The following is a 26060-nucleotide window of genomic DNA, read 5'->3' on the forward strand; positions in this document are numbered from 1 at the left end:
GACCTCAGACTTAAGCAAGCCCCCTCCGTCGCGCTACGCGCGCCACCTCCCCCAGCGGGGGAGGATCTGGATGGCCTCTATCCCCCCGCCTTCAGCACCGCCGCCAGGCCTTCGCGATAGGTCGGATAGGCCGGGCGCCAGCCGAGCTCGGCCTTGGCGCGCGCGTTCGAGACGCGCTTGCTCTCGGCGTAGAACCGCCGCGCCGCCGGCGCCAGGGCGGCGAGATCGAGCGGAACCTCCGGCGGCGGCTCGATTCCCAGCAGCCGCGCCGCGTGGGCCACGACCTTGCTGTTGGCCGCCGGTTCGTCGTCGCAGACATTGTAGACCGCTCCGGCGCGCGGCCGGGCGATCGAGGCGGCCAGCTCGGCGGCCAGGTCGTCCACATGGATGCGGCTGAACAAGTGTCTCGGCGCGGCGTAGCGGCTCGCCCGCCCCTCGCGCAGCCGGTCGAACGCCGAGCGGCCAGGACCGTAGATGCCGGGCAGGCGGTGGATCGTCACGGTCAGGCCCATCCCGCGGCCGACCTCCAGCCAGTCGCGTTCGGCAGCCACTCGCCGCGCGCCCTCGGGCGACTGCGCCGCCAGGCGGCTCTCCTCGAACACCCAGCCGCCCTGCCGGTCGCCATAGACGCCGGTGGTGGAGAGATAGCCGATCCAGTCTGGAAAGGCCCCCGCGCTGGCCAGGGCCGGGACCAGCACCTGCAGGGCCGGGCAACCTTCCGGTCCCGGCGGCGGCGTCACCAGGATCGCCTGCACCCCCTCCAACGCCCTTGCGATCGCGGCCTTGTCTGCGGCGGGCAGCGGCGTGATCCCTTCGGCGCGCATCGCTTCGGCCGTGGCTGGGTCGCGCCAGGTGGCCGCAACCTCCCAGCCGGCGGCCTGCATCCGCCGGGCCAGCGCCCGTCCTGCGAAGCCGTAGCCGTAGATCAGCAGCCGCAAGCGCCTGGTCCTCAGGTCTTCAGCAGGTCGCCGAGCGCCGCCCGCGCCGCCTCGACGAACTCGGGCCGGTCGAGGGCGAAGGCGACATTGGCCCGCAGCAGCCCGATCTTGTCGCCGCAGTCGAAGGTGGTCCCTTCGTATTCCAGGGCGTGGAAGTCCTGGGCCTTCATCAGCTCGGCCATGGCGTCGGTGAGCTGGATCTCGCCCCCCGAGCCTTTCCCCTGCTTTTCCAGCAGGGCGAAGATTTCCGGCTGCAGGATGTAGCGGCCGGAGATGATCAGGTTCGACGGCGCCGTGCCCGGCGCCGGCTTTTCGACCATGGCGGTCATCCGGTTCAGCCGCCCGTCTTGCCCGTCCAGGGCGACGATGCCGTACTTGTGGGTCTCGTTTTCCGGCACCGGCTCGACCACTACGATATTGCCGCCGACCTGCTCATAGGCCTCGACCGTCTGGGCCAGGGCCGGCTTGCCGGCCTTCATCAGCATGTCGGGCAGGATCACCGCGAACGGCTCGTCGCCGACGATGTCGCGCGCGCACCAGACCGCGTGGCCGAGGCCCAGCGGCGCCATCTGGCGCACGAAGCTCATCGAGCCGGGCGGAAGCAGGTCGCGCCGCACCTGCGCCAGCAGGTCGTCCTTGCCCTTGGCGGCCAGCGCCTCCTCGATCTCGGGATTGCCGTCGAAATAGTCCTCGACCGGCCCTTGGCCGCGGCTGGTGATGAAGACGAAGTGCTCGATCCCGGCGGCTCGCGCCTCTTCGATCACATAGGACAGGATCGGCCGATCGAAGACGTTGAGCAGGTTCTTCGGCGTCGCCCGGGCGACCGGCAGCATGCGGGTTCCCAGTCCCGCCACCGGCAGCACCGCCTTACGAACGCGTTTGGACATTCAGCACCCTCGATTGATCCCGCCGGACGATTCCGATCGTCCAGAAACCTGAAAGGCGTTTCCAGCCGGTTTCGTGGCGGCTTTCAGAATCTCACGAGGGCGTGAACGGCTGGCGACGAAACCGGCGCCTATTCGACGGTCACCGACTTGGCCAGGTTTCGCGGCTGGTCGACGTCTGCGCCCTTCTGGACGGCCACGTGATAGGCCAGCAACTGGATGGGCGCGGAGAACACCAGCGGCGCGATCAGCGGGTCGCACTTGGGCGCGGTCACCACCACCCGCGCGCCGGCCGGGGCGCTCTGCTCGCCCTCCGGGTCGGTGATGAAGACCACCTGTCCGCCTCGGGCCATGACCTCGCTCATGTTCGAGGCGGATTTTTCGAAATAGCTGTCGAAGGGCGCCAGGATGACGATCGGCGTCGCCTCGTCGACCAGGGCGATGGGGCCGTGCTTCAGTTCGCCGGCGGCGTAACCCTCGGCGTGGATATAGCTGATTTCCTTCAGCTTCAGCGCCCCTTCCAGGGCCAGCGGATACATCGGGCCGCGGCCCAGATAGAGCACGTCGCGCGCCTTGGCGACCTCGACCGCTATGGCCCGCACAGCCTCTTCCAGGTTGATCGATTCGGCGATCAGGCGCGGGGCTTCCAGCAGCACCCGGACCAGCCGGCCTTCCTCGGCCGCGTCGATCTTGCCGCGCGCGCGGGCGGCGGCGACGGCCAGGGTGGTCAGCATGCTGACCTGGGCGGTGAAGGCCTTGGTGGAGGCGACGCCGATCTCCGGCCCGCAATGGATCGGCCAGATCACGTCGGCTTCGCGGGCGATGGTCGATTCCACCGTATTGACCAGGGCCGCGCTGGCCATTCCCTTGGCCTGGCAATAGCGCAGGGCCGCCAGGGTGTCGGCGGTCTCGCCCGACTGCGAGATGGCGATGGCCAGCGACCCGGGCCGCAGGGCCGGCTCGCGATAGCGGAATTCCGAGGCGACCTCGACGTCGACCGGCAGGTCGGCCATCTGCTCGATCAGGTACTTGCCCAGCAGGCCGGCGATATAGGCGGTGCCGCAGGCCACGATCTGGATGCGTTCCAGCTTGGCGAAGTCCAGATCGCCGGGGATCGCGGTGCGGGCGGTCAGGGCGTCCACATAGGCCGAGATGGTGCGCTGGCACCCCTCGGGCTGGTCGTGGATCTCCTTTTCCATGAAGTGGCGATAATTGCCCTTCTCCATGACCGCGGCCGAGGCGGCGAGCGTCTTGATCGGCCGGTCGGCCGGCGCGCCGCTGGCGTCGAAGATCCTCGCGCCGTCATGGTCGATGATGACGTAGTCGCCGTCGTCCAGATAGGCGACGCGGTTGGTGAACGGGCCCAGCGCCATGCCGTCCGACCCGACGAACATCTCGCCGTTTCCATAGCCGACGGCCAGGGGCGGACCGTTGCGCGCGCCCAGGATCACGTCGGTGTCGCCGCCGACCAGCACGGCTAGAGCATAGGCGCCGCTCAGCCGGTCCAGCGTCGCCTTGAACGCCGCCAGCGGGTCGAGCCCGCTCTTCAGGTTCTCGTCGATCAGGTGGGCGACCACCTCGCTGTCGGTGTCGCTGGCGAAGACGCGGCCCTTGGCCTGCAACTCGGCCTTCAGTTCGGCGAAGTTCTCGATGATGCCGTTGTGCACCACCGCCACGCGGCCGGCGATGTGCGGGTGGGCGTTGCGCTCGGTCGGGGCGCCGTGGGTGGCCCAGCGGGTGTGGCCGATGCCGGTCATCGCCACCAGGGGGTCGGTTTCCAGCACCGCCTCCAGTTCGCGCAGCTTGCCCGGCGCGCGGCGGCGCTCCAGCACGCCGTTCACCTGGGCCGCGACGCCGGCGCTGTCATAGCCCCGGTATTCCAGGCGCTTCAGGCTCTCGACCAGGCGGCCCGCCACGGGGGACTTGCCGACGATTCCGATGATGCCGCACATGCCGTCGCAGTTCCTTTGCCGTTTGAAGGCGTGATAATCCTCAGTCGCCTTTAGCATTCGCAAACGCGGCGTCGACTAAATCTGAGTTTCGTATCGTTTCGGGAAGACTGATGACCAAACGCGCCTATTTCGGAACCGACGGCATCCGCGGCCAGGCCAACAGCCACCCGATGACCGCCGAGGTGGCCCTGCGCGTGGGCCTGGCGGCCGGCAAGCTGTTCATGTCCCAGGACGAGCGCCGCCATCTGGTGGTGATCGGCAAGGACACCCGCCTTTCCGGCTATATGGTCGAACCGGCCCTGGTCGCCGGCTTCGCCAGCGTCGGGATGGACGTTCGCCTGCTGGGGCCCATGCCGACCCCGGGCGTCGCCATGATGACCCGCTCGCTGCGCGCCGACCTGGGCGTGATGATCTCGGCCTCGCACAACCCCTACACCGACAACGGCATCAAGCTGTTCGGCCCTGACGGCTACAAGCTCTCGGACGCGCGCGAACTGGAGATCGAGGCCCTCATGGACGCCGGCCTCGGCGAAGGCCTCGCCGCGCCGACCGAACTCGGCCGCGTCGCCCGCGTCGACGACAGCCAGGCCCGCTATGTCGAGATCGCCAAGGCGACCTTCCCGCGCCGCCTGTCGCTGTCGGGCCTGCGCATCGTCATCGATTGCGCCAACGGCGCAGCCTACAAGGTCGCTCCGGTGGTGCTCTACGAGCTGGGCGCCGAGGTCATCAAGATCGGGGTCAGCCCCGACGGCGCCAACATCAACGAGGACTGCGGCTCCACCCATCCGGAGGCGGTGTCGCGCGCGGTCAAGGAATTCCGCGCCGATGTCGGGATCGCCCTGGACGGCGACGCCGACCGCGTCGTGATCTGCGACGAGAAGGGCCACGTGGTCGACGGCGACCAGATCATGGCCCTGATCGCCGACCATTGGGCCAAGCGCGACCGCCTGCGCGGCGGGGGCGTCGTCGCCACGGTGATGTCGAACCTCGGCCTCGAACGCTTCCTGGCCGCCCGCAACCTGAAGCTCGAACGCACCCAGGTCGGCGACCGCTACGTCATGGCCCGCATGCGCGAGGGCGGCTTCAATTTCGGCGGTGAGCAGTCGGGCCATATGATCCTCTCCGACTTCTCGACCACGGGCGACGGCCTGCTGGCCGCCCTGCAGGTGCTGGCGGTGCTGAAGGACGCGGGCAAGCCGATGAGCGAGCTGGCGCGCCAGTTCGAGCCGGTGCCGCAGATCCTCGAGAACGTCCGCTTCGCCGGCGGCAAGCCGCTGGAGACCGCCGCGGTGAAGGGCGTGCTGGCCGACGCCGAGCAGCGTCTGAGCGGCTCGGGCCGCATCGTGGTCCGCGCCTCGGGCACCGAACCCCTGATCCGGGTGATGGCCGAGGGCGACGATGAAACCCTGGTCAGCCAGGTGGTGAAGGACATCGTCGGGGCGGTGAAGAAGGTCGCCGCCTGATGGATGACCTGGCCGCCTTCATCCGCGGCCTGCCCAAGGCCGAGCTTCATCTGCACATCGAAGGCAGCCTGGAGCCCGAACAGATGTTCGAGTTCGCCCGCCGCAACGGCGTGGCCCTGCCGTTCGCGAACGTGGAGGAGGTCCGCGCCGCCTACGCCTTCTCCAACCTCCAGGACTTCCTCGACATCTATTACCAGGGCGCGCAGGTCCTGCTGAAAGAGGCCGACTTCCACGACCTGGCCATGGCCTACTTCCGCCGGGTCGCCGCCGACGGCGCGCGCCATGTCGAGATCTTCTTCGATCCCCAGACCCATACCGACCGCGGCGTGCGGTTCGCGACGGTGGCGAAAGGTCTGTTCTCGGCCATGGACGAGGCCGAGCAGACGCTGGGGATCACCTCAAAGCTGATCCTCTGCTTCCTGCGTCATCTCTCCGAAGAGGCGGCGTTCGAGACCCTGGAGCAGGCCAGGCCCTGGCTCGACCGCATCGCCGGCGTCGGCCTCGATTCCTCCGAGGTCGGCCATCCGCCGTCGAAGTTCGCCCGCGTCTTCGCCGCCGCCCGCAAGCTTGGCCTCAAGGTGGTCGCCCATGCCGGCGAGGAGGGGCCGCCCGCCTATGTCTACGAAGCCCTCGACCTGCTGGAGGTCGACCGTATCGACCACGGCAACCACTCGCTGGAGGACGACGCCCTGACCGAGCGGCTGGTGCGCGAGGGCATGACCCTGACCGTCTGCCCGCTCTCCAACCTCAAGCTCTGCGTCGTGGACGACCTTGCGGCCCATCCGCTCAAGCGGATGCTGGACCTTGGCCTGCGCGCCACGGTCAATTCCGACGATCCGGCCTATTTCGGCGGCTATCTCGCCCAGAACTGGATCGAGACCGCCCGGGCGCTCAGCCTTACTCACGCGGAACTGGTCACCTTGGCGAAGAACAGCTTCACCGGCTCCTTCCTCGCCCCCGACGAAATCGCCCGCCACCTCGCCGATATCGACGACTACACGGCGAACTGACCTAGGCCGTCAGAGCCAGCAAGGCGAATGTCGCCAGCCAGTGTTCGCCCATATAGTCCCCGGCCACGTGCTCCAGCCCCGCGGCCAGGTGTTCGTCGGCGGCGGCCACCGCGACGGTGCGAGCCGGGTCGTCTGGAGCCAGGCTTGCGGCGATCGAACGCCAGCACCAGGCCCGGCTCAGGTTCAGGCCGTCGAGGTGGGCGATCTTGCCGTCGCTGCGGTCGCTGACTCTGGCGGGCGTAAACAGGCTCGCGGGACGTCGCTGCGCAGCCTCGGGCAGGAACTTGGAGAACCACAGGCGAAAACCTGCCGATGGCAGCAGCCTGCGCAGGCATTCGGCTTCGACCAGGGTGGGCGAGAGGAAGTCGTCGCCGCTGGGCTCCCAGGCCGCCGCCCCCGCGTCGTCTAGGTACCAGCGGCGCGCCGTCGCCTCGATCAGGTCGGCCAACTCGCGGTCGCCGACCTGGGCGGCGTACTCCTGGGCCAGGGCCAGGGCGAACGCGGTATTGTAGTGGGTTCCGGTGCGGATCGGGTAGGTCGCCTTGGGTAGGAAGGCCTTGAAGCGGCCCGCGAAGGCCTGGGCTAGGGGGCGCAGGTTCGCGGCCCACGGCGCGCCCTCGTGACGCTCGAGTTCGGCCGCCAGCATCAGCAGCCAGGCCCAGCCATAGGGCCGCTCGAACCCCCCGCTGGTCGGGCGCTGGAGATAGGCAAGTTCGCCGGCGATCTTCTCGGGCGTCAGCATCTCGTTGAACAGACTGATGATTTCGCTCCCGGCGGGCAGATCGGCGACCTGCCGATGGAGGCTGGCGAGCAGCCAGTAGCCGTGAACGCACGAATGCCAGTCGAAGCTGCCGTGGAAGATCGGATGCAGGATGCGCGGGGCCAGGACGTCTTCGTCCCCGGCCAGCACCTGGTCGAGCTTGTAGGGATAGGGCCGGCGCACATGGCCCAGCGCCAGGCGGGCGAACTTCTCGGCAAGGTCGGGGTTGAGCTTAGAAGCGGAAGACGAGGACATACATCAGCGCCGTATTGGCCAGGAGAAGGAGGAGGGCGGTCGGGACCTGGGCGCGGATCACGCCGTTGCGGTCGGAGAGTTCGAGCAGCGCCGCCGGGACGATGTTGAAGTTGGCGGCCATCGGCGTCATCAGCGTCCCGCAGAACCCGGAGAGCATCCCGATGGCACCCATGATCGCCGGGTCGCCGCCAAACCTCTGAACGATCAGCGGAAGTCCGATTCCCGCGGCCATGACCGGGAAGGCGGCGAACGCATTGCCCATGACCATGGTGAAGATCGCCATGCCGAAGGTGTAGGCCGCGACCGCCGCCAGCCGGCTGCCGTCGGGCAGCCAGTCGCTGGCGATCTGGCCGATGGCCGCGCCGACCCCGGCGGCGGCGAACACCGCGCCCAGGGCCGCCAGCATCTGCGGCAGGACCGCCGCCCAGCCGACGGTGTCGAGCAGCCGCCGGCCCTCCTGCAACGGCGCCGACGGCGGCGTCCGCAGCATCGGCAGGGCGGTCGCCAGGGCGACGAAGACCCCGAGGATCAGCGCCACCAGCGTCGCCTGCTTGGGATCGACCAGCCCGCCCAGTTCGGGGCGCTTGAAGGCGAAGGTTCCGGCCAGGGCGGTGAGCGGAATGGCCAGGGCCGGCAGGAAGAGGCGGTTTCCCAGCCGAGCGGCGCTTTCGGCGCGCTCCTGGGGCGTCGTCGTGCGCGGCTCGCGGCGTCCCAGGCCGCCGACGCCGGCGACCAGGACCATGGCGATCACGATGAGGCCGTTGGCGAGGTCGGGCAGGTGCGAGCCGAAGAGGAAGCTGGCCGCGAACAGGCCCCAGAAGGCGGTGTTCTTCCAGCGCTTGGGATTGCTCGCGTCGCGGGCGCTCAGCACCGAAATCGCCGCGAAGAATGCGCCGCCGATGACGTAGAGGACCTCCAGCCCGATCATGAGCGTCCCTCGGCCAGGGCGCGGTCGATCCGCCGGTCCAGCATCAGCAGCCGGCTCCCATGGATCAGCAGGGCGATGATCGCGGTCGGGATCGCCCAGACCGACAGGTGCAGGGGTTCGACGAAAATGCCGTTCTGTTCGAGGAAGCCCTTGATCAGCAGGATGGAGGCGATGGCGATGAAGATGTCCTCGCCGAAGAACAGGCCGATATTGTCGGCGGCCGCGCTGTGGGCGCGGATGAACTGGCGGGTCGGATCGGGCAGGGCGCCGTGGCGGCTCTCCGCGGCCGCCTCGGCCATCGGCGCGATCAGCGGGCGCACCATCTGGGCGTGGCCGCCCAGCGAGGTGAGGCCGAGCGCCGCCGTCGCCTGGCGCAGCACCAGATAGAGCAGCAGCAGCCGCCCCGTCGTGGCGGCCTGGATCTGACCGATCAGGGTCTTGGCGCGCTCCTGCAAGCCGGCGCGTTCGAGCAGGCCGATGACCGGCAGCACCACCCAGACCACGCTGACATAGCGGTTCTCCTTGAAAGCCTTGCCGAAGGTCTCCACCACCTCGACCGGCCCCATCCCGCCGGCCAGGCCGGTGACCAGGGCCGCCGCCGTCACCACCAGCAGCGGATTGAGCCGGGCCATGAACCCGATCACCACGACGACTATGCCGATCAGCGAAAGCATCTGGCCCCCTTCGCCGCCTCTCGCAGCGCAAGGCGAACTCTAGCGAGGCCCGGCCGCGCCGCAATCGCGCAAAACCATGCCCTGTGCAAAAGGGTTCAATGGAAGCGCAAGTACGGATCGAAGTCTGTTCTTGCGCGTATTCACCCCAGGAGGCGACAGGACTTTGCAGGTCGGTTAATTCGTGTCAGCCTCCTTTGGATCGCACCGCTCGACCGGTGCGGCGTGAAAGAGAGACTGGGAGCGAAACATGCCACGGAACGTCGCCTTCGGGGGCGCTTCGCGGGGTGCGGCGAGAGGCCTGACCTCGATCGCCTGCCTCGCCTTTGTCGCAGCCTTGGCCGTCGCCTTCTGGGCAGGCGCGCTGTGGATCGGCGGCACGCTGATCCATCTCCTCGCTCGCTAGCGCCTGGATTTTCATCCCTAGGCGAGCCGGACTGCGGCTGCGCGATTTGCGATTGACTCGCAAATATCCCGATGCGCTCATGCGAGTCAATCGCATTTAGCAGCAAGGCGGGAAAGCGCGATGGCCAAGGAGAACCTTCACCGTTCGCCGCTGCGCATGGGCATGATGCTCATCGTCCCGTTCGCGGCCTTCGCTTGGTGGTGGTTCGATAGACCCTTCAACCCTGGACATATCGCCTGGCTGATCGGTTTCGCCGGCATGCTGGCCATCCGCATCCCGCATCATTCCCGCAATCAGCAGAACGCGGTCGAGGCGGACGCCCACGACATCTCGGAGCGCCTCCTGCTGACGGGCATGTGGCTGGCGAGCATGGTGCTGCCGTTCCTTGTGATCGCCACGCCGTGGCTCGACGCTTTCGACTACCGCCTGCCCGATATGGCGACCTGGATCGGCGTGGCGCTGCTGGTCCCTTACCTTTGGCTGTTCTGGCGCTCTCATGCCGACCTTGGCCGCAACTGGAGCCCCGGCCTAGAGGTGCGGACTGAGCATGAACTGGTCACACGCGGCGTGTACGCGCAGATCCGCAATCCGATGTACGCGGCGATCTGGCTCGGCGCCTTCGCCCAGGCTCTGCTCATCCAGAACTGGATCGGCGGCTTCGCCGTCATCCCAGCCTTCGCCGCCATGTGGTTCATCCGCGTGCCGCGGGAGGAAGCGATGATGCGCCGGCGCTTCGGCGCGGCCTGGGACGCCTATGTCGCGCGCAGCGGCCGGCTCTTGCCGCGCGTCGGCGGGCCGTTTCCGTGACCGGCTTGGGCGTCCTCTCCCTCATCCGCCAGCAGCCAGGAGATTTCGACGCATGACCGCGCAAAACCCGACCCATGCCGACGCGCTCACGACCCTGTTGGCGCTGACGGACCTGCTGACGCCTTACGCGATCCGCGCGGCGGTCAGCCTCGACCTGCCCCGGCTGATCGCTGCTGGTCTTCGGACCCCCGAGGCCTTGGCCGAGCGCTGCGGCGCCGATCTCCGCGCCCTGAGCAGCCTGGCGGCCTATCTGGCGCACAAGGGTGTCTTCGAGGAGACCGAGGAGGGGCTTTCCCTGACGCCGGTGGGCCAATTGCTCACCTTCGAGCCGTCCAGGATCATGCTCTCGGCCGGCGGCGCCGGCGACCATCTGCACCGCGCCTGGCCAGGGCTCGCCCACGCGGTCAGGACCCGGACCTCCGGCTACGAAGCGGTGTTCGGCCGCGACCTCTGGAGCACGCTTTCCGACGATCCGGCCCTCTCCGAATCCTTCGATCGCTACATGGAGAACTGGGGGGAGCGATGGATTCCCGCGGCCGTGGCGGCGCGCGACTGGCTGGCCGACGGTCACATCGTCGATGTCGGCGGTGGGGCGGGCCAGCTTGTCGGCGCCTTGCTACGGGCGAACCCGACGCTCGAAGGCAGCGTGGTCGATCTTCCGGCCGCCGCCGACCGCGCCCGCAAGGCCTTTGCAGGCGCAGGGCTGGCGAGCCGCACCCAGGTCTTCGAGGCCAGCTTCTTCGATCGGTTGCCGGCGCATGGCGATCTCTACATCCTGGCCCAGGTGCTTCACGACTGGCCCGACGAGCCGGCGCTGGCCATCCTGCAGCGCTGCGCCCAGGCGGCGGGGCCAAACGGCAAGGTGCTGATCGTCGAACGGGTGATGAGCGACCCGCCGAGCGCCGAACACCTTGCCGCGGACCTCTTCATGCTGGTGCTGTTCGGCGCAAAGGAACGCACGCTCGCCGAATTCGGCGCCCTTGCGAGCGGCGCCGGCCTGGCGATCACCGGGACGCAAGACATCGGCTTTGGGCTTTCCGCCCTCGAACTGCGCTCGGCCGCCTGACCGAAGGAGCGTTCAGGCGCGTCCGATGGAAACGTATTTGAAGCCGCGGCTGCGGACCTCGTCGGGCCGGTAGATGTTGCGCAGGTCGACCAGGACGGGGGCCTTCATGATCTCCTTGACGCGGTGGAGGTCGAGCGCGCGGAACTGATCCCATTCGGTGATGATCACCAGCACGTCGGCGCCCTGGGCGGCGGCATAGGGATCGTCCTTGAAGTCCACCTCACGCAGCAACTGGCGCGCCTCGTGCGTCCCTTCCGGGTCGAAGGCCTGGACCTTCGCGCCCATCGCCTGCAGGGCGGGCACGATGTCGAGGCTGGGCGCATCGCGCATGTCGTCGGTATTGGGCTTGAAGGTCAGGCCCAGCACGCCGACGGTCTTGCCGGCCAGATCGCCGGAGACCGCGCCGGATACTTTGCCGGCCATGGCCTTCTTGCGGTCGTCGTTCACCTGGACGGTGGCCTCGATCAGCCGCACCGGCGAGCCGGCGTCGCTGGCCGTGCGCACCAGGGCCAGGGTGTCCTTCGGAAAGCACGAACCGCCATAGCCGGGACCGGCATGGAGGAACTTGCCGCCGATCCGCTTGTCCAGGCCGATGCCGCGGGCGACCTGCTGCACGTCGGCGCCGACCGCCTCGCACAGATCGGCCATCTCGTTGATGAAGGTGATCTTCATGGCCAGGAACGCATTGGCCGCATACTTGATCAGTTCGCTGGTCCGCCGGCCGGTGAACACGATCGGCGTCTCGTTGAGGAACAGCGGGCGATAGAGCTCGGTCATCACCGGGCGGGCGCGCTCGTCCTCGACGCCCACCACCACGCGGTCGGGGCGCTTGAAGTCCTCGATGGCCGCGCCTTCACGCAGGAATTCCGGATTGGAGACCACGGCGAACTGGGCGTCCGGCCGCTTGGCCCTGATGATCCTCTCGATCTCATCGCCCGTGCCGACCGGCACGGTCGACTTGGTGACGACGACGGTGAAGCCGTCCATCAGCTCGGCGATCTCCTCGGCCGCCGCATAGACATAGGAGAGGTCGGCGTGGCCGTCGCCGCGTCGCGAGGGCGTGCCCACGGCGATGAACACCGCGTCCGCCTTCCTCACGGCCTCGGCCGCATCGGTGTCGAAGAACAGCCGGCCTGCCTTCACATTGCTCGCCACCAGCATGTCCAGGCCCGGTTCGTAGATCGGAATGCCGCCGGCCCGCAGGCGATCGATCTTGCCGGCGTCCTTGTCGATGCAGGTCACGGTATGGCCGAAATCGGCGAAACAGGCCCCGCTCACCAGGCCCACATAGCCGGCGCCGATCATCGTCACGTGCATGGATTACCCTCAAACTCTCTCCGCTGGTCTTTCATCACGCTGCGAGCGCCCCCGCAATCGCGCGCAATGCCAGACCGGAACACTTGCCTTGCAGCGCAGCAAATTGCGCGCCGCAGCGTCAGACTTCCTGATTGTAGGCGCCGATTTGTGGCCGCTTGGCCAGGCGAGGCTTCACCTCTTGGCGGAAGAGCGCGCGCATGTCGTCCTCCGACCGGGTGCTTTCGACCACCACCACGATCTCGGGCTTGTTGGACGAGGCGCGGACCAGCACCCAGGAGCCGTCCTCCAGCGCCACGCGCACGCCGTTGACGGTGATCACCTCGGCGATCTTGCGGCCGAGGATTTCCCCGCCGTCGCGGGCCAGGGCCTCGTATTCGGCGACCACGTCGTCGACGACGCCGTACTTCTCCTCGTCGGCGCAGTGCGGCGACATGGTGAGCGAGGTATAGGCCACCGGCAGGGCGGCCTTCAGCTCCGAGAGGGTCTTGCCGGGATTGCGGTCCAGCATGGCCAGGACGGCGGCTGCGGCGGTCAGGCCGCAGTCGTAGCCGAGGCCGATCGGGTCATTGAAGAAGAAGTGGCCGCTCTTCTCGAAGCCGGCGAGCGCGCCCAGTTCGGCGGTCTTGCGCTTGATGTAGCTGTGGCCGGTCTTCCAGTAGACGGTCTTGGCGCCGTTGGCGGCCAGGACGGGATCGGTGGCGAAGAGGCCGGTCGACTTCACGTCGACCACGAAGGTCGCGTCCTTGTGCAGGGCCGAGAGGTCGCGGGCCAGCATCAGGCCGATCTTGTCGGCGAAGATCTCCTCGCCGGTGTCGTCCACCACGCCGCAGCGGTCGCCGTCGCCGTCGAAGCCGAGGGCCAGGTCCGCGCCATGCTCGCGAACGGCCTTGGCCATCTCCTTGAGCATCTCGTGGTCTTCAGGATTGGGATTGTAGCGCGGGAAGGTCCAGTCGAGGTCGCAGTCCATCTCGACCACCTCGACCCCCATGCGCCGCAGGGCCTCGGGGGCGAAGGCGCCGGCCGTGCCGTTGCCGCAGGCGCAGATCACCTTCAGGGGCCGCTTGATCGCGACGCGCGAGGAGACGTCGGCGATGTAGCGCTCGGAAAAGCCCTGGACGTGGGTCAGCGAGCCGCCGGGCCGGGCCACGCCCTGGCCGCCCAGCACGATCTCCTTCAAGCGCCCCATCTCCACGGGGCCGAAGGTCAGCGGCCGCTGGGCGCCCATCTTCACGCCGGTCCAGCCGTTTTCGTTATGGCTGGCGGTGACCATGGCGACGCACGGCGCATCGAGCGCGAACTGCGCGAAATAGGCGACCGGCGAGAGGGCCAGGCCGATGTCCACCACCTCGCAGCCGGCCGCGACCAGGCCCACGGTCAGGGCCTGCTTGATCGACAGCGAATAGGACCGGTAGTCGTGGCCGACGACGATCTTCGTCTGGCCCAGCTCCTGGATGTAGGTCCCAAGGCCCAGGCCCAGGGCCTCGACGCCCAACAGGTTGATCTCGGGCCCGAACAGCCAGCGCGCATCGTATTCCCGAAAGCCGGTGGCTTTCACCAGCGGCGTGACTTCGTACTCGAAGGTGTTGGGGACGAGATCGGCGCGCGGGGCAGGCAGCATCATAACTCCGTTATCTCAGGCTTTCGGGGCCTTTAAAGCCGCCAGACCTTAAGGCCATGCCAACGCGGCCGCGCAGCGAATGTTTCGTTACAATCCTTGAGGCCCGGCCTTAGACTCCGGCGCGGACGAGGTCGTGCACGCGCAGGATTCCCACCGGCCTGCCGCCGTCGAGGACGAACAGCACCGTCACCATCGGCAGGGGATCGCTCATCAGGGCCAGGGCCTCGGCGGCCAGCATCTGCGGCGGGGCGGTCTTGCGCGGGCCGGGCGTCATCACCTCGCCGGCGGTGCGGGCCAGCAGGCCGTCGATGTGGCGGCGCAGGTCGCCGTCGGTGATCACGCCCTTCAACGCGCCGGCGCCATCGGTGACGCCGACGATCCCGAAGGCCTTTTCCGTCATGACCAGCAGGGCGTCGGCCATCGGCGCGTCCAGCCCCACCAGCGGCAGCTCGTCCTCACCGTGCATCAGGTCGCCGACCGTGCGCAGCATGGCGCCCAGCTTGCCGCCCGGATGGAAGATCTTGAAGTCCTTGGCCGTGAAGCCGCGCCGCTCCAGCAACGAGACCGCGAGGGCGTCGCCCAGCGCGATCTGCAGGGTGGTCGAGGTGGTCGGCGCCTTGACCTCGGCGGTCACCTCCGGCGCGTCGGCCAGCTTCAGCACCACGTCGGCGGCCTGGCCCAACGGGCTCTCGTCCGAACCTGTGATGGCGATCAGCGGGATGTGGAAGCGCCGCGAATAGGCGATGACGTCGGCCAGTTCCGAATTCTGGCCCGACTTCGACAGCGCCAGGATCACGTCGCCGTCGGCGATCATGCCCAGGTCCCCGTGGCTCGCCTCGTTGGCGTGGACGAAGAAGGCCGGGGCGCCGGTCGAGGCGAAGGTGGCGGCGATCTTCTTGGCCACGTGCCCCGACTTGCCGATGCCGGTCAGGATCACCCGGCCCTTGGCCGCGTAGAGCAGGTCCACGGCCTTGGCGAAGGCCTCGCCCAGCCCATCGGCCTGCTGGCGCAGGGCGTCGGCCTCGGCGGCCAGCACCCGGCGGCCCACGGCGATGGCGTCGAATTCGGTCATGCGGCTGGAGCCTGTCATTGGGTGGGGCTGAGGGTTCTGGCCTGCATGTCGGCGACGGCTTCGCGCGCCGAGCGCAGCCTCTGTTCCGAGGCCTCGGTCTCGCGCTTCATGGCGGCCTGGACCTTGGCGGTGCGCTGCACCGGCTCATGGCCGAACGGACCAGGCGAGCGGTCGCCCAGGCCCTGCGGCCAGACGGCCGCCAGCGCCACCATGGCCAGGAAGAGCGCCGCGATCAGGGGAAAGAACAGCCGGTCGAGCATCGCGCCCCATATAGCCAGCGCCGCGCCCATGAGCCAGCGGACCTTGACGCCCCGCCGTGCGAGCCTTAGCCGAACCGCCAGTCCCCTAGCATGGAGCGCCGCGCCTTGCCGACCCTGATCCTTCTCCGCCACGGCCAGAGCCAATGGAACCTGGAGGACCGCTTCACCGGCTGGGTGGACGTCGACCTGACCGCCGAGGGCGAGGCCCAGGCCCGCAAGGGCGGCGAGCTGATCAAGGCCGCGGGCGTGCAGATCGACCGCGCCTACACCTCGGTCCTGACCCGCGCCATTCGCACCCTCTGGCTCGCCCTGACCGCGGCTGGCCAGGTGTTCGTGCCCGAGACCAAGGACTGGCGGCTGAACGAGCGCCACTATGGCGGGCTGACCGGCCTCAACAAGACCGAGACGGCGGCCAAGCACGGCGACGATCAGGTCAAGATCTGGCGCCGCTCCTATGACGTGCCGCCGCCGCCCCTGGCGCGCGGCGGAGAGTTCGATTTTTCCAAGGACCGCCGCTACGCCGGCGCGGCCCTGCCCGACACCGAGAGCCTGAAGACCACGCTCGAACGGGTCGAACCCTATTGGACCGCCGAGATCGCGCCGCATCTGAAGGCTGGCGAGACGGTGCTGGTCGCCGCCCACGGCAATTCGCTGCGGGCGATCGTCAAGCTGCTGTTCAACCTCTCGGACGAGGCGATCATCGGTGTGGAGATCCCGACCTCCAACCCGCTGCTGATCGATCTGGACGCCGAGCTGAAGCCCGTCGCTGCGCGCTATCTCGACGAGGCGCGCGCCACGGCCCTGCCGTCGCTCTGATGACCGACGAGGCCGACCGCCGGTTCATGCGTCAGGCCATCGCGCTCGCGACGCGGCATGTGGGCCTGACCGCCGAGAACCCCAGCGTCGGCTGCGTCATCGTCCAAGGCGGCGAAGTGGTCGGCGAGGGCGTCACCGGCGAGGGCGGGCGGCCGCACGCCGAAGAGCAGGCGCTGGACATGGCCGGCGAACGAGCCCGCGGCGCGATCGCCTATGTGACGCTGGAGCCCTGCGGCGCTCGTTCCAGCGGCGCGGCCTCCTGCTCGGAGCGGCTGGCGGCGGCGGGGATCGCCCAGGTGGTGATCGCCTGCGAGGACCCCTCGCATTTCGCGGCCGGCGCGGGCGCCGAGCGGCTCGGCGCCGCCGGCGTGCGGGTGCGGACAGGCGTGTTGGAGGACGAGGCCGCAAAGCTCTATGCCGGCTACCGGCCCGCAGGGCGTTAACGACGCCGGGTCAGGTTTCGGAAAGAGCGTGTTAAGTCGCCGCCTCTAGACTCCGCCATTGAAAGTGAGTGGGGTTTCCGATGTCCGCCCAGACCGCTCCCGTCCAGGAGCTGCGCAGGCTAGACCAGAGTGAAGTGGACGCGATCTGCGCCAAGCACGACCGTCTTTGGACCTCCAAGCCGGGCGGCGCCCGCGCCGTGTTCGCCTGGAAGGACCTGTCCGGCCTCGACCTGAGCGGCAAGAACCTCTGTGACGCCGACCTGACCGGCGCGCTGCTGGCCGACTGCAAGATGCAGGGCGTGCGCCTGGACCACGCCAACCTGTTCGGTGCGGACATTCAGAACGCCGACCTGCGCGACGCCTCGCTGCGGCGCGCCGACCTGCGCGGGGCCTGCCTGCGCGGCGCGAACCTGACGGGCGCGGACCTCTTCGAAGCCGACCTGCGCGAAGGCTCGATCGCCGTGGGCGATCGCGACCGGGGCCTGCGGGTGCTGGAACACGTCAACCGCGTGGGCGAGGCTTCCGGCGCGATCCTGGCCGGCGCCAATCTCGAACGCTCGCGCCTGTCGGGGGTGATGGCGATCAAGGCCGACTTCAGCGATGCGATCCTCAAGGACGCCAAGCTGGTGCGCGCCAACCTCAAGCAGGCCAACATGTCCGGGGCCAACATGGCCGGCGCGGACCTGTCGGGGGCGGACCTCGCCGGCGCGGACCTGCGCGACGTGATCCTGGTGGGCGCCAAGACCTTCGCCTGGAACGTCAGCCAGGCCGACATGCGCGGCATGCTGACCGACGAGCCGGTGGGCCGTTCGGTGCAGGACCTGCCCTACAAGACCATGATCCGCGACCACGCCAAGTGGTGCGAGACCGGCGGCGGCGAGGGCACGCCCAGCGTCTTCGACGGCGCCGACCTGCGTGCGCTGGAAACGATCCGCGGCTTCAACCTGACCGCCCTGTCGGCCAAGGGCGCGGTGTTCTACGGCCTGGACATGGAAGGCGTGCAGCTCCAGGGCGCCCAGCTCGACGGCGCGGACCTGCGCAACTGCAACCTGCGCCGCGCCGACCTGCGCGGGGCGCGGCTGATCGGCGCCAAGCTGTCGGGCGCGGACCTGCGCGACGCCCAGATGGGACCGCTGCTGCTGGGCGCGGACCGCACCTTGCCGGCCAACCTGACCGGAGCGGTGCTCAAGAACGCCGACCTGGCGCGCGCCGACTGCCGTCATGCGATCTTCGCCGACGCCGATCTCAGCCGCGCCAACTTCACCAGCGCCATGGTCAGGGGCGCCAATCTGACCAACGCCGAGCGCTGGGGGGCGCGCGGCCTCGAAGACGTGATCTGACAGCGCATCCGCAGGCGCCAGCAAAAAGGGCGACGCCGCCGGCGTCGCCCTAGTCATTTGGGGGTGGATCAGGCGGATCAGGCGGCCTTTTCGCCTTCGATCAGCTCGGGCTGCGCCACGGTGCTGATCTCGATCCGACGCGGCTTGAGCGCCTCGGGAAGCTCGCGCTTGAGCGAGATGGAAAGCAGCCCGTCGGCGAGCTTGGCTTCAGTCACGACCACATAGTCGGCGAGCTGGAAGCGGCGCTCGAAGTTGCGTTCGGCCAGGCCGCGATGGAGGAATTGGCGCTGGTCGTCGTTGGCCGTCTTGCGGCCCTGCACGGTCAGCAGGTTTTCCTTGACCTCGATGTTCAGTTCTTCGGGACGGAAGCCGGCGACCGCGATCTCGACGCGGTAGGCGTTCTCGTCAGTGCGCTCGATATTGTACGGCGGATAGCCGGCCGCGGCGTCGGCGCTGGCGGTTTCCAGCAGCGAGGCGAGGCGGTCGAAACCGACGACGGAGCGATAGAGCGGGGAAAAGTCGATCGTACGCATGAGAAGATACCTTCTTGGCTTAAGCAAGGTTGCGTGAAGCGGACGGCGTGCGAGCCAAGATCGGCCTCGCCCAGTGTCCGGAAGGCCCGGGGTTCCAGCGCCTTCGAATGCTTAGGTGGGAGGCGTGCGACCCGGTTCAAGACCTGTTTTTCCAGATCATCGACCGATTTTCTGCTCGGCGGCGCGACTTGGCGCCTCGCGGGACGGAGGAGCCACGCTTTGACCATCGTCGCGGGTCACGCTAGGCCGACGGCGACGATGGCGAGCTGGGGCGCGCATGCAAGACGGACTTTCGACCTCCATGGCCCTGTTTTCCCGCCGCTCGGTCCTGGCTGGGGCCTTGGCCCTGACCGCGTGCGGGCGAAAGCCGGAGGCCGAGCCGGCCAAGGCGATCGGCGGCATGACCCTGGCCGAAGCCGTGGCCGGAGCGTGGCGCAGCCCCGCCGACCGGGCGCGCGACGTCTGGCGCCATCCGGCCGAGACCCTGGAGTTCTGGGGCCTGGCCCCGGGGCAGACGGTGGTGGAGTTCTGGCCGGGCGCGGGCTGGTACACCGACATCGTCGCGCCCTACCTGGCGGCCAACAAGGGCAGGCTGATCGCCGCCAATCTCGAACCGGCCGACCCGGCTTCCGCCGAGATCGTCGAGGCCTATCGCGCCAAGCTGAAGGCCAAGCCGAGGATCTATGGCGAGGTGGAGATCACCGCCTTCGGCCCCACCAGCGGCCCGGTCGCGCCTGCGGGCGGCGCCGACCTGGTGCTGTTCCTGCGCAACCTGCACAACTGGATCGCGGCGGGTATTGTCGAAAAGGCGTTCCGCGACGCCTACGCCGCGCTCAAGCCCGGCGGCGTGTTGGGGATCGAGGAGCATCGCGCCGACGCCGGCGGCGTGCAGGACGTCCTGGCTCCAGACGGCTACGTGCAGCAGGCCTACGCCATCCGCCTGGCCCAGGAGGCGGGCTTCGTGCTGGACAAGACCAGCGAGATCAACGCCAATCCGAACGACACCAAGGACCATCCCTTCGGTGTCTGGACCCTGCCGCCGGTCGCCCTGACCGCGCCGCGCGGCGAGCCGCCGAACCCCGCCTTCGACCGTAGCAAGTACGACGCCATCGGCGAGAGCGACCGCATGACCTTGCGGCTGGTCAAGCCCAAGGCCTGATGAACCTGTCGGCGCCGGTCAGGTTGTAGTCATGTGCGTCCGGCTAGTTTGCGGACGACCGAGTGAATAGGCCCCATGAGCTAAGGCTAAGAGATGCACGCCAAGTCAGCCCTTGCCCTGATCCCCGTCCTGGCCCTCCTGTCGGGCGCGCCGGCGCTCGCCCAGGAGCAGACGATCCTGCCCGGCTATTGGGACGTCACCAACAAGGTCTCGGCGATCATCAGCCAGACCAAGACCGAGAAGCGCTGCATCACCCCCGCCGAGGTGTCGAAGTTCGTGATGGGCCCCTCCAATCGGCACTACAAGTGCGACTACCCGACCCGGGTGTTCAAGGACGGCAAGATCCGCCTGAAGGGCGACTGTGCGACCAAGAACGGCAGCAAGGCGTCGGTCGAGGCGACGGGGACCTATTCGCCCACCACCTTCACCATGAACGCCAAGATCAGCACGGTCTACGCCGGGGTTCCGCTCAGCGCCAACGCCATCACCACGGCCAAGCGCATCGCCGAGAGCTGCCCGGCCAAGCCGACCGCCGACTGACCGACCGCCAACCGCGAAATCGGCGCTCAAACCTCGGCCGAGCCGTTTACTTGTTTTGCGCTTGAGGCGAAGCTGACGCCTCACGACCACGTGAGACGGAGCGTATGGCCAACCTGGAAGAACTGACCCGCAAGGTCGCCGCCGCGGTCGGCGAGGAGTCTGGCCTGGGCCGGTCGTTCAAGGTCGATCTGCGCGGCGAGGGCTTCATCCATATCGACGGCGGCCAGGTCACCAACGAGGACAAGCCCGCCGACCTGACCGTTTCGGTCAGCGCCAGGGACCTCAAGGCGCTCGGCGCCGGTGAACTCAACCCCATGACCGCCGTCATCACCGGCCGCCTCAAGGTTTCGGACATGGGGCTGGCCATGTCGTTGCAGCCGCAGATGCAGTCGCTCTTCGCTCGGATGGCGTGACATGACCGCAGCCCCCCTGATCTCCAGCCCCCAGGCGCCGGTTCCGGCGGGCGCGGAGGCGGCATGGTTCAACGGGGGCGGGCCGGGCGATCTTCGCGCCGCCTGGTTCCCCGCCAAGGGGACGGCGCGTGGATCGATCGTCCTCAGCGGCGGGCGCACCGAACCGATCGAAAAGTATTTCGAGTTCATCGAGGACCTGACCGGCCGCGGCTATGTGGTGCTGGCCCACGACTGGCGCGGCCAGGGCCTCTCGCACCGCAGCCTGGCGAACCGGCTGGCGGGACATGCCGACGGCTACCAGGCCTTCCTCGACGACTATCATGCGCTGCTGGCCAGCTATGAAGCGCGCTTGCCCAAGCCCTGGTTCGCTATCGGTCATTCGATGGGCGGCTGTCTCACCCTGCTGGCGCTCGCCCATGGCGAGGCGTCGCGGTTCGACGGCGCGATCCTCTCGGCGCCCATGCTGGGCATCCAGACCGGCGGCCTGCCGCGTTTCGTGGCGCGCGGTCTGGCGCGGTTGAAGGTGCTGCTCGGCCAGTCCGGCGACCTCGCCCGACCGGAGGGTGCGCCGGAGACCTTCAAGACCAACGTCCTTACCCACGACCAGGCGCGCTACGAGCGGGCCAAGGCGCAGGTGATCGCTCACCCAGACCTGGGCCTGGGCGGGCCGACCTGGGGCTGGCTGGACTTCGCCTTCCGCGCCACCAGCTATCTTTCGCGGCCGGAAAACCTGAAAAGCGTGACGATCCCGGTGGTCATCGTCTCGGCCGAGCTGGACAAGCTGGTCGACAACGAGGCCCAGCGCGCCGCCGCCCGCAACCTGCCCGACGGCCAGTTCATTTCCGTGCCCGGCGCCTTCCACGAAATCCTGATGGAAACGGACCCGATGCGGGATGTCTTCATGCAGGCGTTGGACGCCTTGCTCGGCAGGTCGTCGCCGGCCCCTGAGGCGTCCGTCAAGCCGGCGGCGAAGGCCTGACTATTTCGCCGAGCGCCTGAGCGCGACCAGGGCTTCGTCCAGGCAGGCCCGGTCTCCGGCGATGACGATCTGGCCGCCGCTCTGGCCCACCGGCCGGCCCCGCCAGTCGGTCACCAGTCCGCCGGCGCCTTCCACCAGCGGAATGGCGGACTCGATGTCCCAGGCCTTGAGGCCCGCCTCGATGACCATGTCCATGCGGCCCATGGCGACCATGGCATAGGCGTAGGCGTCGCAGCCCAGCCGCGCCAGGCGGGCGGCCGCGCGCACCTGGGTCCAGGCTCCGAGTTCCGGGCCGTCGAAACAGCCTTCCGGGTCGGTGGTGGCGATGACGGCATCGGTCAGGTTGGGGCAGGGGCGGACCTGCAAGGCTTGCGTCTCGCCGCGGGCGATCAGGCGCGAGCCGCCGGCGTGGCCGATGAAGACTTCGCCCAGATAGGGCTGGCCGATCGAGCCGAGCACGGGTCGGCCCTCGTGGCGCAGGCCGATCAAGGTGGTCCACAGCGGCAGGCCGGCGATGAACGCGCGGGTGCCGTCGACGGGATCCAGCACCCAGACGAACTCGGCCTCCGACCGATCCTCGCCGTATTCCTCGCCGATGATCCCGTGATCGGGATAGCGCTCGGCGATCAATTTGCGGATGGCCGCCTCCGCGCCCTTGTCGGCGGCGGTGACGGGATCGAACCCTCGGGCGCCGCCCTTGTCCTCCAGGCCGTGATCGGCGCGGTAGAGCGGCAGGATGACGTCCGCCGAGGCGGCGTTGAGTTCGAGCAGGAAGGTGTCGAGCTCGGCCAGGCGGCCGGCGGCGAGGCTGGAGACGGGCATGGCTCCCGCTTTACCTCGCCGCCGGCTTCCGCGATATCCCCGAGCGGATTCGCGGATGGCTGGACGGGCGCAAGCAGGCCTTAGGCGGCTTCGTGGTCGCCGTTGAGGGATTTGGCCAGGTCGAGCAGCCGGCGACGGGGGCGTTCGCCGAGCTGGTAGTAGGCGCGGATCAGGTCGAGGGTTTCACGGCTGGCCAGCATCTCGCCGCCGGCTTCCCCTGGGCCTTCGCCGATGGTCTGTTCCTGGTGCGAGGCCTCCGACAGGCCATCGTAGAAATAGCCGACCGGCACTTCCAGGGCCTCCGAGAGTTGCCACAGGCGGGCGGCCGAGATGCGGTTGGCGCCGCATTCGTACTTCTGGATCTGCTGGAACCGGACGCCGCAGGCGCCGGCCAGTTGTTGCTGCGTCAGGCCGAGCAGACGCCGCCGACGGCGCAGCCGCTTGCCGAGATGAACGTCGATGTTGTTCTCCATAGGCTCCATCGCCCCGGACCCCTTTGCTTGGCGCCCGTCTCAAAGCGAGACGGTCTGACCCGAATTTCGCAAATCGCGCGCCAAGCGAGCGCTGTTCGCGTTGCACGACAGGGAACGAGGCGACTACTAGAGGGCCATGACGCAGGCGAAGCCCTCGATAGCTCAGGATATTTTGTGGCGGCTGGAGGCTCTCGCCTTCGACGTGGTGATCGCCTTTGCGCGCATCCTGCCGGTGGATGCGGTGTCCGACTTCGGCGCCTGGTTCTTCAAGACCCTGGGGCCGCTGACCGGCGCGCATCGCGTCGCCGAGATCAACCTGCGCATCGTCTTCCCCCAGGCCAGCGACGCCGAGATCGCCGACCTCCTGAAGGCTCAGTGGGACAATACCGGCCGCACCTTCCTGGAACTGCTCATCATGGATCGCATCATCGGGGCGGGCGACCGTGTCGAGATCGTCGGCGGCGAGCGGTTCGACGAGATCGCCGCGCGGCAGGAGCCGGTGGTCTTCGTCTCGGGACACTTCGCCAATTTCGAGGTGATGCCCGCGGCCATCGTCAATTCACCGGTGAAGTGCCAGATCACCTATCGGGCGATGAACAACCCGCACGTCGAAAAGCGCGTGCGCGACTACCGCTTCCGCTATGGCGTCCGCTATTTCGCGCCCAAGGGCGGCGACGGCGCGCGCGAACTGCTCGGCGCGCTCGGGCGCGGCGAATCCGTGGCGCTGATGAACGACCAGAAGTTCAACGGCGGAGTGGCCGCGCCGTTCTTCGGCCGCACCTGCCACACCGCGCCGGGGCCTTCCCGCTTGGCCCTGCGCTTCGGCACGGTGTTGCAGCCGATGTCGGTTCAGCGTGGACACAAGGCGCGTTTCCGGGTGGTGGTCCATCCGCCGATCCACCTGGAGCATACCGGCGACCTGACCGCCGACATCGCCGCGGGCGTGCGCAAGGTCAACGCCTTCATCGAAGAGCAGGTGCTGGCGCGGCCGGCCGAGTGGTTCTGGACCCACAAGCGCTGGCCTAACGAAACCTACAAGCGCGGCGTCAGCCGTTGAGTTCCTTCCAGCGCGCCAGGGCCTCGGCGGGGGTGGCGTAGGCTTCCTGCAGCGCCGGGTTCCAATAGCGCAGCGCCTCCACCGGGATCTTCACCTTGGAGACGGCGCAGATCACATAGCGGCCCGGCTTGAGCACGACGAATTCGCCGTCCCCGTAGTGGAGCGTGGCGATGTCGGCGCCGGAAAGATCGCGGTCGTGTACGTTCATACAGGCCTATGTAGCGCGCCCCGAGGCGTCAGAACAGCGCGTCAGAACAGATCGCCTTGGTTGGAAGGCGCCGCCGGGCGCGGCGAGCGGACCGGTTTCGGCTGTGCGGGTTTCGATGCGCCGTCGATGACCGCCTGGCGGTCGGTGTCTGCGAAGACCAGGCGCACGGCCTCGCCGCTCTCCAGCCCGCCGCCCTGGCGGACCAGCGACCCGTCCGCCCGATGGACGCGCGCGAAGCCGCGCTTCAGCGGCGCGCTGGGGTCGACGGAGGTGTAGAGCTTGCCAAGCCCCGTCAGCCGCTCGCCCGTCCGCTCCAACTGGCGCCGCATCGCCGGCTCCAGCCGCGCGGCCAGCCGTTCCAGTCGGTCGGCCTGCACCTGTTGCGGCCGCCGCAGCAGGCCAGGCGCCAGCCGGGCCGAGACGCGGACGAGGTCGGTGTGATGGGCCGCGACGTTGCGCGACAGGCCAGCCCCCAGCCGGCTGGCCGCCAGGTTGAACCGCTGGGCGGCCATCTCCACCAGATCGGGCACGCGCGCCAGGGCGCGGCCGGCATGCTCGACGCGGCCGCGGCGTTCCTCCACCAGCCGCCCGCCGCAACGGTGGATGCGGGCCGTCAGGTCGCTGACATAGCCTCTCAGTTCGGCGAAGACGGGCGTCGCCATCTCGGCCGCCGCGGTCGGCGTCGGGGCGCGGCGGTCGGAGACGAAGTCGATCAGGGTGGTGTCGGTCTCATGCCCGACCGCCGAGATCAGCGGGATCGTCCCCTCGGCCACCGCGCGGGCCAGGCCCTCGTCGTTGAACGCCCAGAGGTCCTCCACCGAGCCGCCCCCGCGCGCGACGATCAGGACGTCCGGCCGCGGGACCGGGCCGTCGGGGGGCAGGGCGTTGAAGCGGGCGATGGCCCCGGCCACCTGGCCGGCGGCCGCATCCCCCTGGACCACCACCGGCCAGACGATGACGCGGCAGGGCCAGCGGTCGCGGATGCGGTGCAGGATGTCGCGGATCACCGCCCCGGTCGGGCTGGTGATCACGCCGACCACCGCCGGCATGGTCGGGATCGGCCGCTTGCGCGCCGGGTCGAACAGGCCCTCGCCGTGCAGCTTGGCCTTCAGCCGCTCGAGCTGGGCCAGCAGGGCGCCGACGCCGGCCGCCTCCATGGTCTCGATGACCATCTGATAGCGCGAGCCGGCCGGATAGGTGGTGATCTTGCCGGTGACGACCACCTCCAGCCCCTGCTGCGGGCGGATGGAAAGGTTCTTCACCGAACCCTTCCAGACCACGCCGTCGATGGCGGCGCGCTCGTCCTTGAGGGTCAGGTAGACGTGGCCGTTGGAGTGGTGGGTGACCTTCGACAGCTCCCCGCGCAGCCGCACGAAGCCATAGGCGTCCTCCAGCGTCCGCTTCAGCGCGAAGGCCAGTTCCGAGACCGAATAGGCCTTGGTGTTGCTGTCGGCGTCGGTCATGCAGGAGACATAGCCATAGCCCCGTCCGAAAAGAAGCTAGGGCGCGCCGGGCTCGCGGCGAAGCCGCGGCCTGACGCGCCCCAGCCCATCCCCCCGGATCAGATGTAGCGACGCAGCGAGCGGGCCAGTTCGCTGGCGCCCGACTTCTTCTTGGTCTGCGCGGGCTGATAGGCGATGCGCGCATGCTCCAGGCAATAGGGGCCGTCGTCCTGGCGGCGGCCGCAGAAGGTGAAGCTGTCGCTCGACGGATCGCCGATCGGCCACTTGCACATGTGGGCGCCGAGCGTCAGCACCGTGGCGGTGCCCGGCGCCTCCTCGACATAGCGCACTGGGGCCGGGGCCGCGGCGACCGCCGGAGCGGCCGGTTCGGCGACGCGGCGCGGCGCGGCGGGCAGTAGAGGGGCCAG

General features: G+C 68.8%; 29 protein-coding genes. 13 read left to right on the plus strand and 16 right to left on the minus strand.

The window, feature by feature from the left end:
• Positions 1-77 precede the first annotated feature (77 nt).
• From ACE3TL_RS10335 to glmS, 3 genes are all read right to left on the minus strand, one after another.
• Positions 78-938: an SDR family oxidoreductase gene (locus tag ACE3TL_RS10335; RefSeq protein WP_374578608.1), complete on the minus strand. Its 861-nt coding sequence runs from the start codon at positions 936-938 to the stop codon at positions 78-80.
• 11 nt (positions 939-949) lie between these two features.
• Positions 950-1825 carry a UTP--glucose-1-phosphate uridylyltransferase gene (locus ACE3TL_RS10340; protein WP_374578609.1) on the minus strand — a complete coding sequence of 292 codons (876 nt, stop codon included), beginning with the start codon at positions 1823-1825 and terminating at the stop codon, positions 950-952.
• A gap of 128 nt (positions 1826-1953) precedes the next feature.
• Complete coding sequence (gene glmS, locus ACE3TL_RS10345; protein WP_374578610.1) at positions 1954-3774, minus strand: glutamine--fructose-6-phosphate transaminase (isomerizing); 1821 nt, start codon at positions 3772-3774, stop codon at positions 1954-1956.
• Positions 3775-3884: 110 nt separating this feature from the next.
• On the opposite strand from glmS, the gene glmM reads away from it, so the two are divergent.
• Together glmM and ACE3TL_RS10355 are read left to right on the plus strand one after the other, a co-directional pair.
• Positions 3885-5237, plus strand: a complete 1353-nt coding sequence (gene glmM, locus ACE3TL_RS10350) for a phosphoglucosamine mutase (protein ID WP_374578611.1) — start codon at positions 3885-3887, stop codon at positions 5235-5237.
• Positions 5237-6247: an adenosine deaminase gene (locus tag ACE3TL_RS10355; protein WP_374578612.1), complete on the plus strand. Its 1011-nt coding sequence runs from the start codon at positions 5237-5239 to the stop codon at positions 6245-6247. Before glmM ends, ACE3TL_RS10355 begins: the two co-directional genes overlap by 1 nt.
• A gap of 1 nt (position 6248) precedes the next feature.
• Here ACE3TL_RS10355 and ACE3TL_RS10360 read toward each other — a convergent pair whose 3' ends face one another.
• From ACE3TL_RS10360 to ACE3TL_RS10370, 3 genes are read right to left on the minus strand one after another with little or no spacing between them, the layout of a single operon-like run.
• Positions 6249-7262 carry a DUF2891 domain-containing protein gene (locus tag ACE3TL_RS10360; RefSeq protein ID WP_374578613.1) on the minus strand — a complete coding sequence of 338 codons (1014 nt, stop codon included), beginning with the start codon at positions 7260-7262 and terminating at the stop codon, positions 6249-6251.
• Positions 7240-8190 carry a DUF979 domain-containing protein gene (locus ACE3TL_RS10365; protein ID WP_374578614.1) on the minus strand — a complete coding sequence of 317 codons (951 nt, stop codon included), beginning with the start codon at positions 8188-8190 and terminating at the stop codon, positions 7240-7242. The genes ACE3TL_RS10360 and ACE3TL_RS10365 overlap by 23 nt, the downstream gene beginning before the upstream one ends.
• Complete coding sequence (locus ACE3TL_RS10370; protein ID WP_374578615.1) at positions 8187-8864, minus strand: DUF969 domain-containing protein; 678 nt, start codon at positions 8862-8864, stop codon at positions 8187-8189. The genes ACE3TL_RS10365 and ACE3TL_RS10370 overlap by 4 nt, the downstream gene beginning before the upstream one ends.
• Before the next feature lie 247 nt (positions 8865-9111).
• Between ACE3TL_RS10370 and ACE3TL_RS10375 the strand changes: the two genes are divergently transcribed.
• The 3 genes from ACE3TL_RS10375 (at position 9112) to ACE3TL_RS10385 (ending at position 11140) form a co-directional block, all read left to right on the plus strand.
• Positions 9112-9267, plus strand: coding sequence for a hypothetical protein (locus ACE3TL_RS10375; RefSeq protein ID WP_374578616.1), 156 nt, complete (start codon positions 9112-9114; stop codon positions 9265-9267).
• A 120-nt stretch (positions 9268-9387) separates the two neighbouring features.
• A complete protein-coding gene (locus ACE3TL_RS10380) occupies positions 9388-10074 on the plus strand; it encodes a protein-S-isoprenylcysteine O-methyltransferase (RefSeq protein WP_374578617.1) in 687 nt (228 codons plus the stop codon).
• Between the two features lie 52 nt (positions 10075-10126).
• Positions 10127-11140: a methyltransferase gene (locus ACE3TL_RS10385; RefSeq protein WP_374578618.1), complete on the plus strand. Its 1014-nt coding sequence runs from the start codon at positions 10127-10129 to the stop codon at positions 11138-11140.
• Positions 11141-11152: 12 nt separating this feature from the next.
• On the opposite strand, the gene ACE3TL_RS10390 is transcribed toward ACE3TL_RS10385, so the two are convergent.
• The 4 genes from ACE3TL_RS10390 to ACE3TL_RS10405 all read right to left on the minus strand — a co-directional run bounded on the left by ACE3TL_RS10390 (position 11153) and on the right by ACE3TL_RS10405 (position 15437).
• Positions 11153-12457, minus strand: coding sequence for a UDP-glucose/GDP-mannose dehydrogenase family protein (locus tag ACE3TL_RS10390; RefSeq protein WP_374578619.1), 1305 nt, complete (start codon positions 12455-12457; stop codon positions 11153-11155).
• Between the two features lie 118 nt (positions 12458-12575).
• The gene (locus ACE3TL_RS10395) at positions 12576-14075 is read right to left on the minus strand and encodes a phosphomannomutase/phosphoglucomutase (RefSeq protein WP_374578620.1); all 1500 of its coding nucleotides are present in this window, start codon (positions 14073-14075) and stop codon (positions 12576-12578) included.
• Positions 14076-14184: 109 nt separating this feature from the next.
• Positions 14185-15147, minus strand: coding sequence for an SIS domain-containing protein (locus ACE3TL_RS10400; RefSeq protein WP_374578621.1), 963 nt, complete (start codon positions 15145-15147; stop codon positions 14185-14187).
• A 14-nt stretch (positions 15148-15161) separates the two neighbouring features.
• The gene (locus ACE3TL_RS10405; RefSeq protein ID WP_374578622.1) at positions 15162-15437 is read right to left on the minus strand and encodes a hypothetical protein; all 276 of its coding nucleotides are present in this window, start codon (positions 15435-15437) and stop codon (positions 15162-15164) included.
• 75 nt (positions 15438-15512) lie between these two features.
• Here ACE3TL_RS10405 and gpmA point away from each other — a divergent pair, with 75 nt between their 5' ends.
• The 3 genes from gpmA to ACE3TL_RS10420 all read left to right on the plus strand — a co-directional run bounded on the left by gpmA (position 15513) and on the right by ACE3TL_RS10420 (position 18006).
• A complete protein-coding gene (gene gpmA, locus ACE3TL_RS10410) occupies positions 15513-16223 on the plus strand; it encodes a 2,3-diphosphoglycerate-dependent phosphoglycerate mutase (RefSeq protein ID WP_374578623.1) in 711 nt (236 codons plus the stop codon).
• On the plus strand, positions 16223-16666 hold the full coding sequence (locus tag ACE3TL_RS10415) for a bifunctional diaminohydroxyphosphoribosylaminopyrimidine deaminase/5-amino-6-(5-phosphoribosylamino)uracil reductase RibD (protein ID WP_374578624.1): 444 nt from the start codon (positions 16223-16225) through the stop codon (positions 16664-16666). The genes gpmA and ACE3TL_RS10415 overlap by 1 nt, the downstream gene beginning before the upstream one ends.
• 80 nt (positions 16667-16746) lie before the next feature.
• Positions 16747-18006 (plus strand): pentapeptide repeat-containing protein, encoded by a 1260-nt coding sequence (locus ACE3TL_RS10420; RefSeq protein WP_374578625.1) that lies wholly within the window; start codon positions 16747-16749, stop codon positions 18004-18006.
• 77 nt (positions 18007-18083) lie between these two features.
• On the opposite strand, the gene ACE3TL_RS10425 is transcribed toward ACE3TL_RS10420, so the two are convergent.
• Positions 18084-18539 (minus strand): Hsp20 family protein, encoded by a 456-nt coding sequence (locus ACE3TL_RS10425; RefSeq protein WP_374578626.1) that lies wholly within the window; start codon positions 18537-18539, stop codon positions 18084-18086.
• Positions 18540-18816: 277 nt separating this feature from the next.
• Between ACE3TL_RS10425 and ACE3TL_RS10430 the strand changes: the two genes are divergently transcribed.
• The 4 genes from ACE3TL_RS10430 to ACE3TL_RS10445 all read left to right on the plus strand — a co-directional run bounded on the left by ACE3TL_RS10430 (position 18817) and on the right by ACE3TL_RS10445 (position 21630).
• Positions 18817-19698: a class I SAM-dependent methyltransferase gene (locus ACE3TL_RS10430; protein WP_374578627.1), complete on the plus strand. Its 882-nt coding sequence runs from the start codon at positions 18817-18819 to the stop codon at positions 19696-19698.
• Positions 19699-19791: 93 nt separating this feature from the next.
• Positions 19792-20238 (plus strand): DUF3617 domain-containing protein, encoded by a 447-nt coding sequence (locus ACE3TL_RS10435; protein ID WP_374578628.1) that lies wholly within the window; start codon positions 19792-19794, stop codon positions 20236-20238.
• Positions 20239-20342: 104 nt separating this feature from the next.
• Positions 20343-20651 carry an SCP2 sterol-binding domain-containing protein gene (locus ACE3TL_RS10440; protein ID WP_374578629.1) on the plus strand — a complete coding sequence of 103 codons (309 nt, stop codon included), beginning with the start codon at positions 20343-20345 and terminating at the stop codon, positions 20649-20651.
• Between the two features lies 1 nt (position 20652).
• Positions 20653-21630, plus strand: a complete 978-nt coding sequence (locus ACE3TL_RS10445) for an alpha/beta fold hydrolase (RefSeq protein WP_374578630.1) — start codon at positions 20653-20655, stop codon at positions 21628-21630.
• Here the strand turns inward: ACE3TL_RS10445 and hisN are convergent, their stop codons facing one another.
• Positions 21631-22452 carry a histidinol-phosphatase gene (gene hisN, locus ACE3TL_RS10450; RefSeq protein WP_374578631.1) on the minus strand — a complete coding sequence of 274 codons (822 nt, stop codon included), beginning with the start codon at positions 22450-22452 and terminating at the stop codon, positions 21631-21633.
• 80 nt (positions 22453-22532) lie between these two features.
• Positions 22533-22934 (minus strand): helix-turn-helix domain-containing protein, encoded by a 402-nt coding sequence (locus tag ACE3TL_RS10455; protein WP_374578632.1) that lies wholly within the window; start codon positions 22932-22934, stop codon positions 22533-22535.
• A 127-nt stretch (positions 22935-23061) separates the two neighbouring features.
• Here ACE3TL_RS10455 and ACE3TL_RS10460 point away from each other — a divergent pair, with 127 nt between their 5' ends.
• Positions 23062-23982 (plus strand): lysophospholipid acyltransferase family protein, encoded by a 921-nt coding sequence (locus ACE3TL_RS10460; protein WP_374578633.1) that lies wholly within the window; start codon positions 23062-23064, stop codon positions 23980-23982.
• On the opposite strand, the gene ACE3TL_RS10465 is transcribed toward ACE3TL_RS10460, so the two are convergent.
• The 3 genes from ACE3TL_RS10465 to ACE3TL_RS10475 form a co-directional block, all read right to left on the minus strand.
• A complete protein-coding gene (locus ACE3TL_RS10465; RefSeq protein ID WP_374532118.1) occupies positions 23972-24190 on the minus strand; it encodes a DUF2093 domain-containing protein in 219 nt (72 codons plus the stop codon). The genes ACE3TL_RS10460 and ACE3TL_RS10465 overlap by 11 nt on opposite strands.
• A 41-nt stretch (positions 24191-24231) precedes the next feature.
• Complete coding sequence (gene xseA, locus ACE3TL_RS10470; protein ID WP_374578634.1) at positions 24232-25653, minus strand: exodeoxyribonuclease VII large subunit; 1422 nt, start codon at positions 25651-25653, stop codon at positions 24232-24234.
• Positions 25654-25751: 98 nt separating this feature from the next.
• Positions 25752-26060, minus strand: a 309-nt coding sequence (locus ACE3TL_RS10475) for a GcrA family cell cycle regulator (RefSeq protein WP_374578635.1), incomplete at its 5' end; no start/stop codon positions are given.

The sequence above is a fragment of the Phenylobacterium sp. genome, from assembly GCF_041920015.1.
Lineage (GTDB): Bacteria > Pseudomonadota > Alphaproteobacteria > Caulobacterales > Caulobacteraceae > Phenylobacterium.